This window comes from Chryseobacterium sp. G0162, assembly GCF_003815715.1.
Lineage (GTDB): Bacteria > Bacteroidota > Bacteroidia > Flavobacteriales > Weeksellaceae > Chryseobacterium.
The window spans coordinates 1,097,561-1,113,662 of the sequence record NZ_CP033922.1 but is presented as its reverse complement, the minus strand read 5'-3'; the positions used below and the strand labels follow the sequence as shown (position 1 = coordinate 1,113,662).

The window sequence follows — 16,102 nt, the reverse complement described above, 5'->3', positions numbered from 1 at the left end:
CTGAACTTCCATTTAAGATAACTTAAAAAAATTAGCTATCGTCGACCAAATCCTAGCTTTGGTTTTGATAGGTTTAGCGGGTAGTTCTGAAAGAGATTGGTCACACTCAAAGTATTGAGTCTTATGATTCTTATCCTGTACACGACCTCCATCGATCTCTTCTTTTGTCCAACGGCCTGCATATTCGACTTTGTTGTTTTTGATCCAGTAATGAGATTGGCATTCAAAATTCCAATTTCCAATAGATGGATGAAGGGAAATAGCTTTACCATTAAAGCTCAGTTTCCAATCCGTGGGCGATATCGGCGTTACAACCTCATTTCCGCAGCCACAGGCGCATCTGTGTATTGCGGTACAGAAATCAAGTGAGATATATAAAATACCTTCTTCAATTTTATGTGGAATAAATTCCACAAACTTATGTTGCAACATCTTCATTAAAAATTTTAGATACACCGATGGAATACGAGCTATGATGTTCATTTTCAAAATCTACATAAATACCACTAAACTTCTTCCATTTCAGAATTGCAAAAATGGCATTTAATGCATTTAATTCAGCAATTTGAATGTTAGTACCATATTCATTATTATCTGAATCTTCAGGAAATATGCGAAGAGGTAAATGATCGTTTTTCTTCTTATTAGCTGAAGTTACCCTTACAGCACCTGTCAGCTTGTCATCAACGATATTGACCCCCAGACCAACATCGCTAAAGGGCACTGTTTTATCCACTAAGTAATCTGTTATTGCTTTCCTTGCACTATTACGGTCTACGCATATGAAAACATAATCCATATGTTCCAATTCAATAAGATTATCTTTTGTAATGTAATAATTGTGAACATGAATGCTTCTGTGCATGTTTGAATAAATCTTATAATAGTATTCTGTCTTTTTCTGTTGTAATTTTAAATCATCAATTGATGCAGCACCAGGAGAACGAAATGCATTATGCTGATCAAAACTGTCACCATCATAAAGATGTATTTCTTTAACAGGGGTTTTCGCGACCAAATCCAAAATATAGGCCCCAGTTCCTCCTAGGCCGATGATTCCGATCTTTTGCTTATCTAATTTTGCATTGATCATTTCAATATTTGCACGGCTTGAATTGGTGTCAATGTATTGAAATATTGTCTCCTGATGACTATCAGGGATAACTTCGAACGTTGTTGCAGTAACTGATGAATCCATATATTTAGCGGGCGCAGAAATAATCTCAACGTACCTCTTCACTTTTTCATAGTAGTTAGGATAACCATTCTGAGGACGATTTGAAAATGTTCTATTGATTGTTATCTGGTCAGTTAAGATTGTCAACGCGTTATTGTTCTGTATTGAAGTAATAAAAGAACCATCTATCTCACATGGATCATCGCCAATAAAGTGAATTACATGATCGTCCGGGGTAGTTGTTGTCTCATTGCTACTCAAGGTAAGCGTACTTACTAGTACACCATAATGTATTTCTTTATTTTGCGTCACATAAGGTATATGGTGGATAAGTAAATATCCACCACGAACCTCGATTTCATAACCTTCGTCTCTAAGACGTTTAAGGTCGGGACTATGATTTATCAGTAGCTGTGACATCGAAAATCATTTTATTTTTAACACGTACTGCAGAATTTTTAACCATTGTTCCTTCCGGTTTAGGAGACCAACCTCTACTGTAGGTAACGGTATAGCCTGTGTTAGGATTATTATCATACGAACCAAATGCTAAAACAATAAGTTGTTCAAATGATATAGTTTCATCCTTCCAAATATGCTGGCGAGCATTTACTATAATCATAAACTCAGTTGATTTAGGTTTGGAAAAGAATTTCTCTTTCCCTGGACGAGCTAAATCAACCACTTCATCATCAAATATTTGATCATCTTGCCAGTCTGCATTAATATCCAAGAATATATCTTCATCAGTCGAAATATTACCTAATTCTCTAATTTGAACTCCACGGATATACTGTTTGTACCAAGTAAACGGCTTGTCGTTTATGAAAAAGTGAAGCTTTTTCTTGACAAAAAAATACTCTGTTTCTGGTCTTGCAAGATTTATCCGTGTAGAATTTTCAATTAATTCATCTTGATAAGGTTTACTTATGGATAAGAACAATTCTGTTTCTAGCGGTATTCCTGCAAGTTGCTTCAATTCTGCTCCGGTCATATATTGATCGAAGGTTTCATATTGTTTTTCCTCAATTATAAATTTAAGAGGTGTGTTTGGAGCGGGTTTATGTGCTCCGAAGTGTAGATTATTTGAATCCATCGTAATTTAATTTAAAATTTTAATTAATAATAACTGATCATTGCCTATCGTTTCAGCAATAAATAGGGCTCTGCCCTGGAAAATCAATACGTAATGTGCAATAGATTTTTTAGACAATTATTACCAGAGCCTACTATCTGGATTCTCCAGTAGAGGTTAAAAATCACGAAAAGCTTGTTTAATTCAAATAAAGGAAGTAGTTTTGAAGTGCGAATAAAAAATTACTATCAATAGCCTTGCAAGGGCTGTTGTTCCTTTAAGGAATCAAGCCAGGTGACTTTTGCCTGGTTTTTTTATTTATTTCTCATTTTATAAAAGTTTCAGCATTTATTTTAATATCCAATTTAAACTCTTGGGACAATTCGCGCTGCTGTTTTAATATCAACAGCTTTAACTCCCAGTGATTGAAGCATCTGTCTCATATCATTGAATACAGGTTTTTCTTTAGTTGGGTCTGATATTGTCAAAATAGCAGTAAAAGGCACACCTCCCTTTGGTATAGTTACTCCATCACGCGCTAAATACTCCACATCCAACTTCCATTCGGTAGTCGGTCCTACACCACGAGGGAAGGTTTTTTCGTATACTTTTACTGGACTCCATTTAAAGGAATGTTCAATCAGATCTTTTTCATATAAACTTCCATCCCCTTCATCCGGCGTGTAGATTGCGTTTAAACGTCCTAAATATTTTCCGTTTTTCTGCATCTGACGGAGGGCTGCATCGATATTAATTCGAACAAATTCGGATCCGTATTTATAATCGAATTTCGGAGTACTTACTATTGTGAGTTTTGCATGACCGAGACATTTTCCATTTTGCACCAGGCTTGGTGGCCATGAAAATTTAAAGCTCATCTTATGCCCACTTATTGCCCTATTTGCAAATACTAAAGTGATTGCAGAAGGATCTCCGTTTAATATTTGTTCTGACCCATTAGGTATGCCAAATCCCACTAAATCTTTTGTAACATTTCTCAAGCTTTTGTCATTTAATGATTCGGGTAAAACTGCGTGATGGATTCCCAAAGCGATAAGTGTTTCTCTTGAAACCATTCCTTCTATGTTGTGATCAAGACTCGCTAAAGTTTTTGCCACATTTGGGGCAGCGTAACTCGTTCCGCACCCATCCACAACTGAGCTTTCTGTATTTAATGATAGTAACCCATGCCCTAAGGTAGGATGAGCTGTGCCCGATCCTCCAACATGTGCTAAATCAGGTTTTAGTCCAACCCTAAGCCCTGGTCCTCTACAGCTGTAATTACTCAATGCATAAGGCACAATTCCATCCATGTCTGGAGGATTCAGTGCCGTAACACTTATATTGCGACAGCTTTCAGCAGGTTTTTTGATAACATCATTTCTCGAAGATGCAAGGGTTTTCAGTGCATCAAAATGGTCTTCAGGCCATTCTTTTCTCATATCTCTTGGATGTGTGTTACCAGCTGAGATTACAAAAATAACATCATTTTCCTCCGCTATTTTATCTAAAATTTGTGCTGGCAGACTATAGCCCGATGTTGAAACATGTTCTTCAATATTTAAACTGAAATTGAATATCCGTACACCCGTTCTGGCTTTAAGTTCCTGGACTGCATTTTCCAACTCACTAAAAAATTCCATAGCTTTGGAAAAATAGGTGTCATACCGATCTGCTTTGGGTAATATATCAAGATCTATGATTCTGCATCCATCAATTTCTCGACAAATGGCTTTACCATTTAAGGTTTGGCCCAGTATTGCCAGTCCAGCAATAAAAGTTCCGTGATTTTCATTCTTGTCAGCTGGACTTATTAAGCCCCAACGATCCTCAATCCAATCACCATATATATTTGATACGCCCCCATCGACGATGCAAATCTTTGGATATGCTTCGTCCATATGTACTCCAGGTACCTCATAGGAATCACCTTTTTTCCATACATCACTTACAGTAGCGCTCTGAGTTACGATCGGTGGGAGTGTGATTTTTTTCACTAGCGGGTGGTTACCTAAGAAGTTCAGTAAGCTGTTGTGTCTTTCTAAATCCAGGTCTATCTCTTTTTTCTCCTCAGATTTATTGTTGGAGGAGCTGGCGGAGAAAAATTGGAAAACGGGAAGTGCATTGCTTTTTTCTATTTTGATTCCGTAAATTAATGCGGATCCATCGCCTGAGGTAATTCTGGAGACCAAAATACCTTTACCCAGGTTTTCCAGTCCAGTAATAAATGACTGAAATAGTTCGAATTTATAAACGTTCAGCAAATCCCAGTCTTTTCTAAGGGGAATACCTTCAAAAAGCTCAATGATATATGCCCCTCCAGTCTGTGGCTTTGATAACCATTCAACAGCTTCTTTCGCAGAAAACTTTCTTTTATCACTCGCTGTATAAGGTGTAATTTCCTGAATAGCTCCGACTTCGCTTCTTAATCTTGATGGACTGGGTTCAATTTTTCCATTTTTTTCTTTATATCGTGTTTCTGGCTCAGCCTGTCCAACTTTGAATCGTAAAGTATCAATAATTTCAGGAGTTAATTCAACAAATAATTCACCAAGATCACCTGCACCAACTACAGGCGCAACATCCTTCTTAAACAACTGTGTAGTTGGTCGGTGGCTTTTAGCCAGGGCTGCCTGTTTCAAATTTACCTTTGCAAATGAAACCTTTGCAAAACTGTTGACCATTTGCATATTTTTAATTTCATTGAGCTGATGTTGAAGGTTTTCGCGGTGTTCTACAAATTCTGAATCACTTCCAGCGAAAAAGTCTTTGAAAGAACCACCTCCATTATTTTCCAATGCTTCTATAAAGTCATTAGAATTTAAAACGATTTGAACAGGACTATTTGCCATAACTTATATTTTTTCTGTGTCTTTACTCTTCGATAATTGTTTACTTAGGGATGATGGTGTTATACCAAAAAAAGGAGCAATATCTTTTTGTTTGAACGAATACGTTTTATCATTTAGTAACATATTAATAAATTCTTCATCGCTATGCAACATGACATTTCTTTTAGTTGGTTCAACTCTTCCTGCATTCAGCAACGTGAATTGTTTCATCATATCAATAAAACTGTTGCGTTTATCTAAAACAAATGATCTTTTCAACCATTTTGCTAGCATTTCGGCGTCAGCTCCTGAAGATCCTTCAAGACACCACGCTAAGAACTTTATTTCGCTGTCGTTGTATTCTAATGGAGCTACAAATTTTTTCAGTAAGTGAATCATAACTTCCGGGCTAGGTTTGGGTATTTCGATCTGTATGTCAAACCTTCTCCAAATTGCTGGATCGAGGAGGCTTTCGTGATTAGTAACACCTATCGTAAATCCTTTTTCACGTCTTGTGTCTAGACTTTGTAACAATGTGTTCACAACTCTTTTTACTTCGCCAACTTCTTGCGGATCGTTTCGCAGTTTGGCAATTGCATCAAATTCATCAAGTAAAAGAACGCACTTGTATCGGTTAGCGAAAGCAAATAGGTTTCCAATATTTCGTGATGTTGTGCCCAAATATGAGGACATTAGACCTTCCAATCTGGCTAAAACTACGGGCAATCCTATCTGTTTTGCGATCCATTTGGCTAAATGAGTTTTTCCTGTTCCTGGTGCTCCGTAAATTAAACATGAACTCGCAGGGGTAGCCTCTATTTCTAACAATTTGTCAAATTTGGTCCATTCACTGACTATTGATTGGATCGCTAATTCTATATTCTCTCCAAATAAGGGTTCCTCAGCCGGGAGATCAGCTGGGAAAAAAATTTCTGCGAGAGGAGTGGAGGTTTCTTTGTCAACTGGGATTGCAGTTTTTTTTGTTATTTCTTCGCCGCCACTCACAATGAAAGATTTCTGGATTTTACTTGGTGACATATCAGCACTTGATTGTGAAGAAGATAATATACCTTCTAACGATTTAGCCTCTTTACCATGCCCGTCTTTTTCTAAACTTTCTATTAATCTATTTATCTGATGTAAAATAGCATCGTTTGGATTTGTAAGAGCAGAACGGCAAAGTGCCTGAATTATACTAAAGTATTTGATCATTGTGGTATCTACATAAATTTATTACAATACAAATATATGGAATAAATTTCCATAGTTTCAAGTTAAATTTCCAAAAAAGTCATTTAATTTCCAAATTAATTAATTTAATTCCAATTTTATGTTATTTGTTGTGTATTAAGATGCTGAAATAGTGGAACTTTTGTCAGGATCATTGTAGATACTATAATTATGTTTCATGTAATAGAAATACCTTAATTTTAACAGCTAAGGTTACTTTTGAGGATAACTCCAATCAAGTATATATTCATGATATCATTGATGATTTGAATTCCCTAATGTTACTCTATTCTGAGTTACGTTTATCCATATCATATAATTTGAGGAAGAAATTTTTATATTTGATACTGTGATGCTTGTAAACGTTTTTTGTCATTGGATGTAAATTTATTTGCAAAAACTAAAAAAAGACATATATTTGCACCAGTAAAAACGACGATCTCTAAATTGTTTAAAAAAGTGACCTATTCGGTGACCTCTTAAACAAGAGAACAATATAAAGCTTATGGATAGGGCTTTTTTGAAAAAATAACAAGTCCCGTCCGGATCGCAGAAGTTTTCTCAATTTCTTTTTAAAAAAATTGATCCGGTAGTTCAGCTGGTTAGAATGCCGCCCTGTCACGGCGGAGGTCGCGGGTTCGAGTCCCGTCCGGATCGCAGAAGTTTTCTCAATTTCTTTTAAAAAAATTGATCCGGTAGTTCAGCTGGTTAGAATGCCGCCCTGTCACGGCGGAGGTCGCGGGTTCGAGTCCCGTCCGGATCGCAAAAAGTCTTCTAGAAATAGAAGACTTTTTTTTGTTTTATACCCTCATAGTCTTTGTTATCTGGAGTTTTGATATATTCTTTAAAGACTTTTGTATTACAGGAAATCCTAGCAATTAAAATGATAAGAATTGGGGAAGGGAAACTTATTATACTTTGCATACAAATGCTTCAAGCGATTAAAGAAGGTAAGACTATCTGCGATAACAATAAAATATAAAAAATTCCGACAATAAATTAAAAACCGGTTCTGGAACAGAACCAGTTTTAGTTTACTTACATGAAGTATTGACAGGATTATTAAGATAGTCTTTTCCCTGAGGAGGCTGTACAAAATAAGGAGTACCGTAAGTATTTCCCGGATGGAAAAAATCGGTAGAAATAATCTGTGCACCGCTGCTAAAGGCTGCTTTGGAGCGGGTAAAATCATTGACCTTGGCTTCATAGGTCTCAATGTCTGATCTTGTTCTTACGATATAGCCTTGCTTTACCAGTTCCTGAATTTCTTTTTGCCTCACAATGGCATTATCCCGCAATATGAAACCCGCGAAAGAATCATCGGGTTCACTGTTCAGAAACATGACTCTTTCTTTTAATGAGTCATTGATGAGATAAGGATTGTTTTTAGAGGATAAGGTTCCTGCACTTCCGGGTAGCAGCATAAAGATGAATTTCCCTTTGCTGTCATTCAGTTTTGGCCAGTTATTATGGATAACAGCTTCTTTTAATGTGCTGTATTTTCCCTGGACTTCTTTTGGGGTAATGATTTTATCCTTTCCCAAATATTTTACAATTTCAGCATCCAGATCATCGTAAGCCTTTTTATCAAATGGTAAAACCTTTGTGCTGTTTTCAAGAATAGGAAATCCTGAATCTTTTTCTTCAATCATCATAAACACCGGAGTGTGTTCTGGATGTTGATCAGACCATACTTTAAGAGTAGTAAGTGCATCTTTTAAAGTGGGATAATGAGTTCTGAAATCAATATCAGCCATATGCAATACTTTAAACCCAGGCTGATCCAGTCCTTGGGTATTGAAAGGAGCTAAATCTGTTACTCCTTTTGCTTTTAAAGCTTCATATGAGGCAGGATGACTGAATCTGTTACCTTCCGGATCATAATAAACGTCTATCTCCAAGCCGCGAAGATTAGCGTTGAGTTGTTCTGTGAAATCCGGATGGTTGTAGTTCAATCCTTCTTTTATATCCATTCCGTTAGGGTGATATTCTTTGAACTTTGCTTTTTGCTCTTCAGACATCATGCTATCGTATTTTTGCATCATTCCTTTAATGATTGGATTCACCATATCCAATACTTTGGGATCTGCCGGTTGAGCATATGAATTGTGAGTTCCCACAATCTGCAGTTGATTGATTCCTGGATTTTTACATTGATTCTGTGCCTGTAATAATGCTGTCATACAAAATGCAGCTCCAAATATATACTTTTTCATTGATGAATAAATTTTAATTAGAAGTTGTAAGTGAATCCTATTTGTCCACGCATTCCTGAGTAGGAAATGTTCTCTACACGGTCTTTGGTAGCCATATAATAGCGGTTGGGTTCATTGAAAATATTGTTAAGCTCCAAAAACAACCGGACTTTCTTTGAGATACTGTATGAGGTAGAAAGATCTATGGTAAAGTTTTTATCGAAGTATTGGTAGTGATCTGCGCCTGCTGCAGCCCTGATTTCACTTACATAGTTGCCTTTATAGTTTCCTGCAATCCGAAGCATCAGTTTACTGGTTTCGTAAAACAAGATGGTATTGAAAATATGTTTGGCCTGGTTAGGGATTGTAGTGGACATGGTACCTGTCTGCTGACCGTTTTCATAGATTGGCATATTCATCCTGGAAGAGATGTAGGTATAGTTCCCTTCAAAACCTAAATTTTTCAAAAATCCAGGCAGGTTTTCAAAACGTTTGGAAATTCCAAATTCAAAACCAAATAATGTAGCTCCTTCCAGATTTTTAGGAGCGGTAAAGGTGTAAGTTCTGCCTCCAATATCTGTTACTGACTGATCTTTATAAATGAGATTGGTGATGTCTTTATAGAACACTCCGGCGGTAATCAGATCCAGTTTTCCAAAATAATTCTCGAACATAAGATCAAAGTTGTTGGAAAATGTAGGATCAAGTTTAGTATTTCCCTGAGTGATAGTGTTGGTAATATCATTAACGATGGTTCCGGGATTCAGGTCATTGAAATCAGGTCTTGCAAAAGAACGGGTGTAAGCTAGTCTTAGAATACGATCATTGCTGATATTCCATTTCAAATTAACCATAGGAAGCACTACATTGTAGGTTTTACTGTCTTTAATATCTTCCGTTTTATTATCCTTGTCTGAAACTACTTTTTTACCCCAGAATGTAATGTCATTATATTCATTTCTGAAACCTCCCAATACCTGAAGCTGATTGGTCACTTTCCAGGTTCCCATCATATAAGCTGCCCATACGTTTTCAGTTCCTCGGTAAGAACTCGTGATATTGGAACTACTGTCTTTGCTGCTTACCTGCATCAGTCCTAAACTATTCTGTGTCGCGGGATTGTACATCTGATCGATCTGTCCGTTGGTAATCTGATTAATAATAGCTGAGTTATAAGGATTTCCAAGAGGATTCATGAAACCACCTCTGTAAGGAAAAGCTTCACGTTCAAGTTGATTCATATAAGTTACAGGAGTTCCGGGAATTCCAAGAGAGGATTTAGGCATCCATACCAGTAAAGAACTGTCTACATTTTTGTTCTTATTATTGTATTTTGTTCCGAATTTAAGCTCAAAATTATCGGATACTTTATACTTTAAATCTACCTGTCCTCTAAGATCTGTTTCACTGTTGTGGTTCTGACTGAGGATGACTTGGTTTAATCTTAATTGATCTGCTGCTATAGTCTGTTGGTTATAAGGTAAAGTGAAGCTTCCGGTATCTCCAACACCTTCTGGAGCATCCATTGCCAGGTATTTTCTTCCATCTGTAAAAAGGTTTCCGTAGGTCATAGGTTGTATAAAATTGACCATAGGATAACCTCTTTCATTTTTGTCCAGATTTTTCGGAGAATTGAATCTGAATTCTGAACGTGCTTTGGATAAGGACCAGTTTACTTCCAGACGCTGTCCTACCTGATGATTTCCACCCAGTTGCATAGAATACAGATCGGTAAGGTAATCCGCATGGCGTGCTTGAAGCGTTACATTTTTATTGTCAAAATTAAAATAGGTTTCCCTTACAGATTGGCCATCTTTATATTGGCTGTATAAGCCTTTAAAATAGAGTTTATTCCTGCTGTTTATTTCATAATCCAATCCCATATTAAACCCGAGTGTTCTCCGGTTGGCTAAATAATCGCGAAGCTGCAGCTGATTGATAGAGTAGGAGGCTGTTTTATCTTTCAGTCCGTAGTTAAAAATATTTCTCATTTGATCTATAGCGGTAGAGCGCTCCCAGATCACAGCAGAAGAGATAAATTTCAGTTTATTGGTAATCTTGTTTCCGTAAACAATAGAGGAATTATACGTTGGCGATTTTGACATATTAACATACCCGGAAGACATACTGATCGCTAGGGTTTCCTTATTGGGAGAAGTTTTGGTAATGAAATCTACATTTCCGCCAATAGCATCTCCATCCAAATCCGGAGTTAAAGCTTTAGATAAGCGAACATTCTGAATAAGTTCTGACGGGAAAATATCCATTTGCACCCCGCGATTGGCATTATCTCCGCTCGCACTAGGCATTCTGTTACCATTTAAAGTAGAAGCTGTCCATTGTATAGGAGTTCCTCTTACCGCCACAAAGCGTCCTTCCCCCATATCACGCTCAATGGATACTCCCTGCATCCTTTGTACGGCATCTGCTGCATTACGATCCGGAAGTTTTCCAATGGCATCAGCAGAAAGAACTTCCGTGATGGTATTAGAATTTTTCTTCATCGTGATAGCTCTGGCTTGCGAGGCTTTGTAAACACTGGTAACCACTACTTCCTGAATACTGTTTTCCTTAAGCCTGGCTCCGAATTTAACCAATCCAAGATCAACTTCCTTTTTGTCTGTTACGTTAAAAGGAATGTAAACGGTATCATATCCTTTGTATTCTACAACAAGGTTGTAGTTGCCATCATGAATATTATTCAGAACAAAAGATCCATCAGTATTGGAGGTAACCTTTTGACTGCTGTTTTCAATATATACCAGGGCATTGGGCAGGTTTCCCTGGCTGTCTACTACAGTTCCGTGAACTGAGGTTTGTGCAAAGGCGAAAGGGCCCAAAAGAAAAAATGCTGCTTTTGTTAGAAAAAGACTTTCTCGTGACATCTTAGTGAAATTTTATGCAAAGATGTCCGCTCGCCAAACAGTTTTAGTTCATTTAAATTTCAGACTACTATTTCTGTTGAGTTCGAGGTGAACTGTTTTGTAAATCAATAGGTTACTAATATTAAATAATTGTAACTTAATGGATGAGCTGAGAAGGCAGACAATCAAATTCTTTCTTAAAATATTTATAAAAAGTTGATTTGGACTTAAAACCACATTGAAATGCAAGATCAATGACACTTGCAGAAGGATCTTCCGATAATATCTGTTTAAAATGTTGTATACGGTTTCTGTTGGTATATTCGTGGAAGTTGGTATTGAGGTGTTTATTAAAGGTAATACTTAAATCGGATTTGCTTATTTTTAAATGGCTGGAAAGCTGATCGAGAGTAAACTCTTCATCAAGATACTCGTTACTTTCCTTATAAAAGGTAACAACGGCATTTTGTACTGTCTCAAAATCTATTTTTGAAAGGTCCTTATACTGATAGGTTTCTTTAGGAGCAGAAAAATGAGATCTATTCTGTTGTTCCAAAATTCTGTGCTGGTACGTTAAAATATAAACATACAAAATCCATCCAAATTGGAAAAGGAATAGTAAACTGTATATCTTCTGATAGATCAGTGTATCCCAGCCCAGTTGATAAACCGTCCAAAAAATCAATACTCCCATTAATACATAATAAACCAGATAACGAAAATTACTGGCTACTGGATGGGTAATGTTTTTACGGTATTTGGTCAGGAAATAAATACAGGTAGCAAGACATGCCACCCAATAATAGCTGTAGTATGCAAAATAAACCTGGTAAGATTTTATGGCCATATCCGCCCAGGATAAATCAAAGATTTTGGCTGTCAAAGCAATGGCATGGTGAACAACCACTAATGTAAGTGGAATGATCAGGTATTTAAGTCGGTCTCTCCATTTTGCATGAATTAAGTAGGTGGTAATATATAGGAAAATGAGTCCTTTAAACACGCGTAGGCTTCCAGGAATTTCATACAGAACAGATTCATAGCCGAATCTCTGAATAATGAAATATTCATAGCCCATATCCAATGCTACCACTCCGATATACAATAACAGCATATTCAGAACAGATTCCCTGTTTTTAATGAGATAGAGCAATAGGGTGAGGGTGATAAGTGCCTGTAGTACAACTACCATAATGATGTATAACATGATAACTGATATTTTGTCAAAATTATAGATAATATGAGCATGGTATCTTTAACAAATTATTAAATATCAGTCAGAGAACGAAGGGAATAGGATTTTTGTCAATCGAATAGTTATTATTACTTTAGCATTTAAAGCGGAATTTAATGTCAAAAAATAAATACATTCTATTATCAATATTGAAAACCTGGCTGATCTCAACTGTCGTTTCAATGATCCTTCTCATTGTATTTATGACATTAACGAGAGAGCCTGTAAGAGAACATCCAAGAAATTGCGATATGAGTGGGCTGGTGTACGGAATTACCGTATTTTGGATATTGTTCATGAGTATAGTATCATTCAGCAGCTTATTATCGCTTTTGCAACCATTTCAGTCTACGGTAAAATCAGGTTTATGCTGGTTTTTCTTTCCGATACTTTCTCTTGGATATTATTTATTTCAGATGGTAGAGCTTAAAATCGATGGCGAAATGATTTTAGTATTTTTGATTATGAATTTGCCCTGGTTTATACTTTGGATCTTTTATTATACTAGATTCAGAACTCTTTACTTTAATCAGAAAATTCAGTAATAAGATAATAGGTTGGTTACACCTCATTTGTATCATTGATAGATAATGCGAGATAAAAAAAATTACTGTCTGATAGGACAGTAATAGTAAAAATCAGTGATAGGGTGGTTTGATCAGTTTGTAATTTAAAGCAGAGATTTATGCTGTTTAAAAGGCTGATCGTTGATGTTGCTTTTGACTCGGTCAATTATTTAATATTTAGTCTGAATTAGGTGTCATTGTCTGAGTTATTTTACGATAAAAACTTGACGAATCAACTTTGTTTGGACCGAATTTTTGGCAACTTCTATATCATGGTTATTGATGACATGTTGGTTTGCTTTTTCTGATTGTTTGTATACTGCATTTCAGGATTCATCCTAACGATGGTATTTCTGAAAAAGGTACAATCATGCAAATCGTTTGCAAATCTATATCACAGCATTTTGAGAATTGCTACACTTTTGTGTAGATTTGTGGTATAAAAGTTAAAAACTATCCTTTAGTGTAGTAGTGAGAAAAGCTTTTAAAAAATATGGAACAGATTAAAAGATTTTTTAACGAAAAAAATGAGGTCAGTAAAGATGCTGACATTGATTTCAGTCAGGACGCGGATTATCTTGAGGCTGTAAAAGCACTTGCCAGAACCACCTACCAAAGCCTGTATGTTATCAATTATCAAACTAAGGGGTTTGAATATGTTTCAGAAAACCCTCTTTTTCTATGTGGTAAAACCTCAGAAGAAGTAAAGAATCTCGGTTATGCATTTTATTTCCAGAATGTGAAACCGGAGGATTTGGAAATGCTGGTTAAGATCAATGAAGCAGGATTTAAATTTTATGATAAGATTCCGATAGAGGACAGGAAGCTTTATTCTATTTCCTATGACTTCAATCTGATCAATAGTAAAAAGAATATGATTCTGGTTAATCATAAACTGGCGCCTATGTTCCTTACCGAAGATGGGCAGGTTTGGAAAGCTTTGTGTGCTGTTTCCCTTTCTAATAATACGTCTTCCGGAAATGTAGTCCTCAGTAAGGAAGGTTCTGATGAAATCTGGAAATATGATCTTATAGCAGATAAATGGGAGAAAAGTGAAAAGATAAAACTATCTTCAAGAGAATATGAAATTTTAAGCCTGTACACCAGTGGTCATACGATCAGTGAAATTGCAGATAAACTTTTTATTACGGCAGATACTGTGAAATTTCATCGCAAAAAACTTTTTGAAAAAATTGGTGTAAGCAATATTGCGGAAGCGTTATCTTATGCGAAAACCAATAAACTGCTTTAAAAAAATATTGAATCACCGTTTTTTTACGGTATTTTTCATAATGTCTTTTAGGATTCAATTTTAGGTCTGATATTTGTACTGGGTAGCCAAACTAAATGACCTTAATTTATTTATGAAGAACATATCTGTGAAAAAATCATTTCTATACGCCTGTTTATGTGCAGTATTCCTTGTTTCCTGTAAAAAGGAAATAGAAAAAATCAGCGATACTTTTAAAGATACTGTTTCTGCTTCCGAAACTCCGGAAACAGAGCAAGACTCTATAAAGAAAGATTCAGTGCCTGTGGTTAAAAAAGAATCTGCTCCGCCTATGATGCAGGAGAATGGTTTTTATAATGCCTTTGTCCTTCCAAAAGATAAAAAAATGCGGGATTCTGTATATGCAGCATTCAGTAAAAAGTATGATGAGAAGGAACGCACGGCTATTTTAGCATTAAACAGACTGGATTCTAAAAGCAAATGGAATGCTGATACCTTGGTAGTTCCTGCTAAAATAGACACTACCTTAATGGCGTATTCTCCATTTCCTATGCAGCTTGACGTGTTAAGTGGTGTGAAGAAATTCGTGATCTTTTCTTATCCGATCCAGGCTTATGCGGTATACTCTAACGGAGGTCTTGTGAAATGGGGACCAACCAGTATGGGGAAAAAGACTGCACAGACAACGAGAGGACTCACTTTTGCCAACTGGAAAAAGAAACTGTCCATTTCTACAGTAAGCAGTGAATGGAAACTTCCTTACAATTTTAATATCCATAACATAGGGGGTATCGGCTGGCACGAATATACACTTCCTGGATATCCTGCATCACATTCCTGTTTAAGACTATTAAGAAAAGATGCACAATGGCTGTATTCTTATGCTGATACATGGATACTGAATCCAGGGGGTGCCACTACAAAGGCGAGAGGTACAGCGGTAATGGTATTTGGTGATTATAATTGGGGCGGAAGAAGACCATGGAAAAAGCTTCTAAATGACCCAAATGCCAATAATATATCTGTTGAAGAGCTTACAAAATTATTGGAACCGGATGTTCCTAAAATGCTGAAGGAACAGGCTAACAGAGAAAAAGTAGCCGATTCCATTAAAACAGCAAAAGCAATGGCTACTCCTATTCAGAATGAAAGGCCTACAGATACTTTGTCTAAATAATCTTCTTCTCAAATTGTAAAGTAGATTCTTCAGCAAACTGTCTTAACTTAAGCATTTCATCTTTCCCTTTATGCTGCCCGAATCTTGCCGCAATATAAGTGAGAAGAATAAAAAATAACATGATAAAAGAAGCGCTCAGTGCCCAAGGGTATTCGGCGCTTTTTATTTGTTTTTCCACGTAATACATAGTGAAAAAGGTCATCCAAAGAATAGAAAAGGAAAAGTAAAGAAACATGAAGAATGTCCATACCGCAGAGCTGGGACCAAAAACTCCCCGTATTACTGTTTCATCATCTTCCATTTCGACGCGCAAAGCAAGACGCGGTTTCCAGTAATTATCAAATTTTGTTTCCACCCAAATGGTAGCAACCTCTTTATTGATGTTGCCAGAAAACTCATTTTTATGTTCAGCGAGATATTTTTTCAGATTTTCAGCATACTCTTCCTTGGTAAGATGAGTAAACATCTTAAATCTTGGTCGCGTTCTTATTCTGTCTAAGGTAGTTTCTTCAGTTGTCATAT

General features: G+C 36.4%; 12 protein-coding genes and 2 tRNA genes. 5 read left to right on the top strand and 9 right to left on the bottom strand.

Annotation, left to right across the window (positions count from 1 at the left end):
* Positions 1–12 precede the first annotated feature (12 nt).
* The 5 genes from EG344_RS05105 to EG344_RS05085 all read right to left on the bottom strand — a co-directional run bounded on the left by EG344_RS05105 (position 13) and on the right by EG344_RS05085 (position 6,295).
* Entirely contained in the window at positions 13–438 is a 426-nt protein-coding gene (locus EG344_RS05105; RefSeq protein ID WP_228412859.1) for a DUF6527 family protein, read from the bottom strand.
* Positions 419–1,597: a ThiF family adenylyltransferase gene (locus EG344_RS05100; RefSeq protein ID WP_123908605.1), complete on the bottom strand. Its 1,179-nt coding sequence runs from the start codon at positions 1,595–1,597 to the stop codon at positions 419–421. Before EG344_RS05100 ends, EG344_RS05105 begins: the two co-directional genes overlap by 20 nt.
* Positions 1,572–2,273 carry a multiubiquitin domain-containing protein gene (locus tag EG344_RS05095; RefSeq protein ID WP_123908604.1) on the bottom strand — a complete coding sequence of 234 codons (702 nt, stop codon included), beginning with the start codon at positions 2,271–2,273 and terminating at the stop codon, positions 1,572–1,574. Before EG344_RS05095 ends, EG344_RS05100 begins: the two co-directional genes overlap by 26 nt.
* A 344-nt stretch (positions 2,274–2,617) precedes the next feature.
* Positions 2,618–5,104, bottom strand: coding sequence for a S8 family peptidase (locus tag EG344_RS05090; RefSeq protein ID WP_123908603.1), 2,487 nt, complete (start codon positions 5,102–5,104; stop codon positions 2,618–2,620).
* Between the two features lie 3 nt (positions 5,105–5,107).
* Complete coding sequence (locus tag EG344_RS05085; RefSeq protein ID WP_185145591.1) at positions 5,108–6,295, bottom strand: AAA family ATPase; 1,188 nt, start codon at positions 6,293–6,295, stop codon at positions 5,108–5,110.
* Between the two features lie 601 nt (positions 6,296–6,896).
* Between EG344_RS05085 and EG344_RS05080 the strand changes: the two genes are divergently transcribed.
* Positions 6,897–6,970: transfer RNA gene (locus EG344_RS05080), tRNA-Asp, on the top strand.
* A gap of 32 nt (positions 6,971–7,002) precedes the next feature.
* A tRNA-Asp gene (locus tag EG344_RS05075) sits at positions 7,003–7,076 on the top strand.
* A 271-nt stretch (positions 7,077–7,347) separates the two neighbouring features.
* Here EG344_RS05075 and EG344_RS05070 read toward each other — a convergent pair.
* From EG344_RS05070 to EG344_RS05060, 3 genes are all read right to left on the bottom strand, one after another.
* On the bottom strand, positions 7,348–8,529 hold the full coding sequence (locus EG344_RS05070; protein ID WP_123908602.1) for a phosphatidylinositol-specific phospholipase C domain-containing protein: 1,182 nt from the start codon (positions 8,527–8,529) through the stop codon (positions 7,348–7,350).
* Between the two features lie 17 nt (positions 8,530–8,546).
* Positions 8,547–11,393 (bottom strand): TonB-dependent receptor, encoded by a 2,847-nt coding sequence (locus EG344_RS05065; RefSeq protein WP_123908601.1) that lies wholly within the window; start codon positions 11,391–11,393, stop codon positions 8,547–8,549.
* A 136-nt stretch (positions 11,394–11,529) separates the two neighbouring features.
* Complete coding sequence (locus EG344_RS05060; protein WP_123908600.1) at positions 11,530–12,579, bottom strand: helix-turn-helix transcriptional regulator; 1,050 nt, start codon at positions 12,577–12,579, stop codon at positions 11,530–11,532.
* Between the two features lie 143 nt (positions 12,580–12,722).
* Between EG344_RS05060 and EG344_RS05055 the strand changes: the two genes are divergently transcribed.
* The 3 genes from EG344_RS05055 (at position 12,723) to EG344_RS05045 (ending at position 15,580) form a co-directional block, all read left to right on the top strand.
* Positions 12,723–13,151: a hypothetical protein gene (locus tag EG344_RS05055; protein WP_123908599.1), complete on the top strand. Its 429-nt coding sequence runs from the start codon at positions 12,723–12,725 to the stop codon at positions 13,149–13,151.
* 514 nt (positions 13,152–13,665) lie between these two features.
* Entirely contained in the window at positions 13,666–14,424 is a 759-nt protein-coding gene (locus EG344_RS05050) for a response regulator transcription factor (protein WP_123908598.1), read from the top strand.
* Positions 14,425–14,536: 112 nt separating this feature from the next.
* Positions 14,537–15,580 carry a L,D-transpeptidase gene (locus EG344_RS05045; RefSeq protein WP_123908597.1) on the top strand — a complete coding sequence of 348 codons (1,044 nt, stop codon included), beginning with the start codon at positions 14,537–14,539 and terminating at the stop codon, positions 15,578–15,580.
* On the opposite strand, the gene EG344_RS05040 is transcribed toward EG344_RS05045, so the two are convergent.
* A complete protein-coding gene (locus tag EG344_RS05040; protein WP_123908596.1) occupies positions 15,573–16,100 on the bottom strand; it encodes a hypothetical protein in 528 nt (175 codons plus the stop codon). The genes EG344_RS05045 and EG344_RS05040 overlap by 8 nt on opposite strands.
* Positions 16,101–16,102 lie beyond the last annotated feature (2 nt).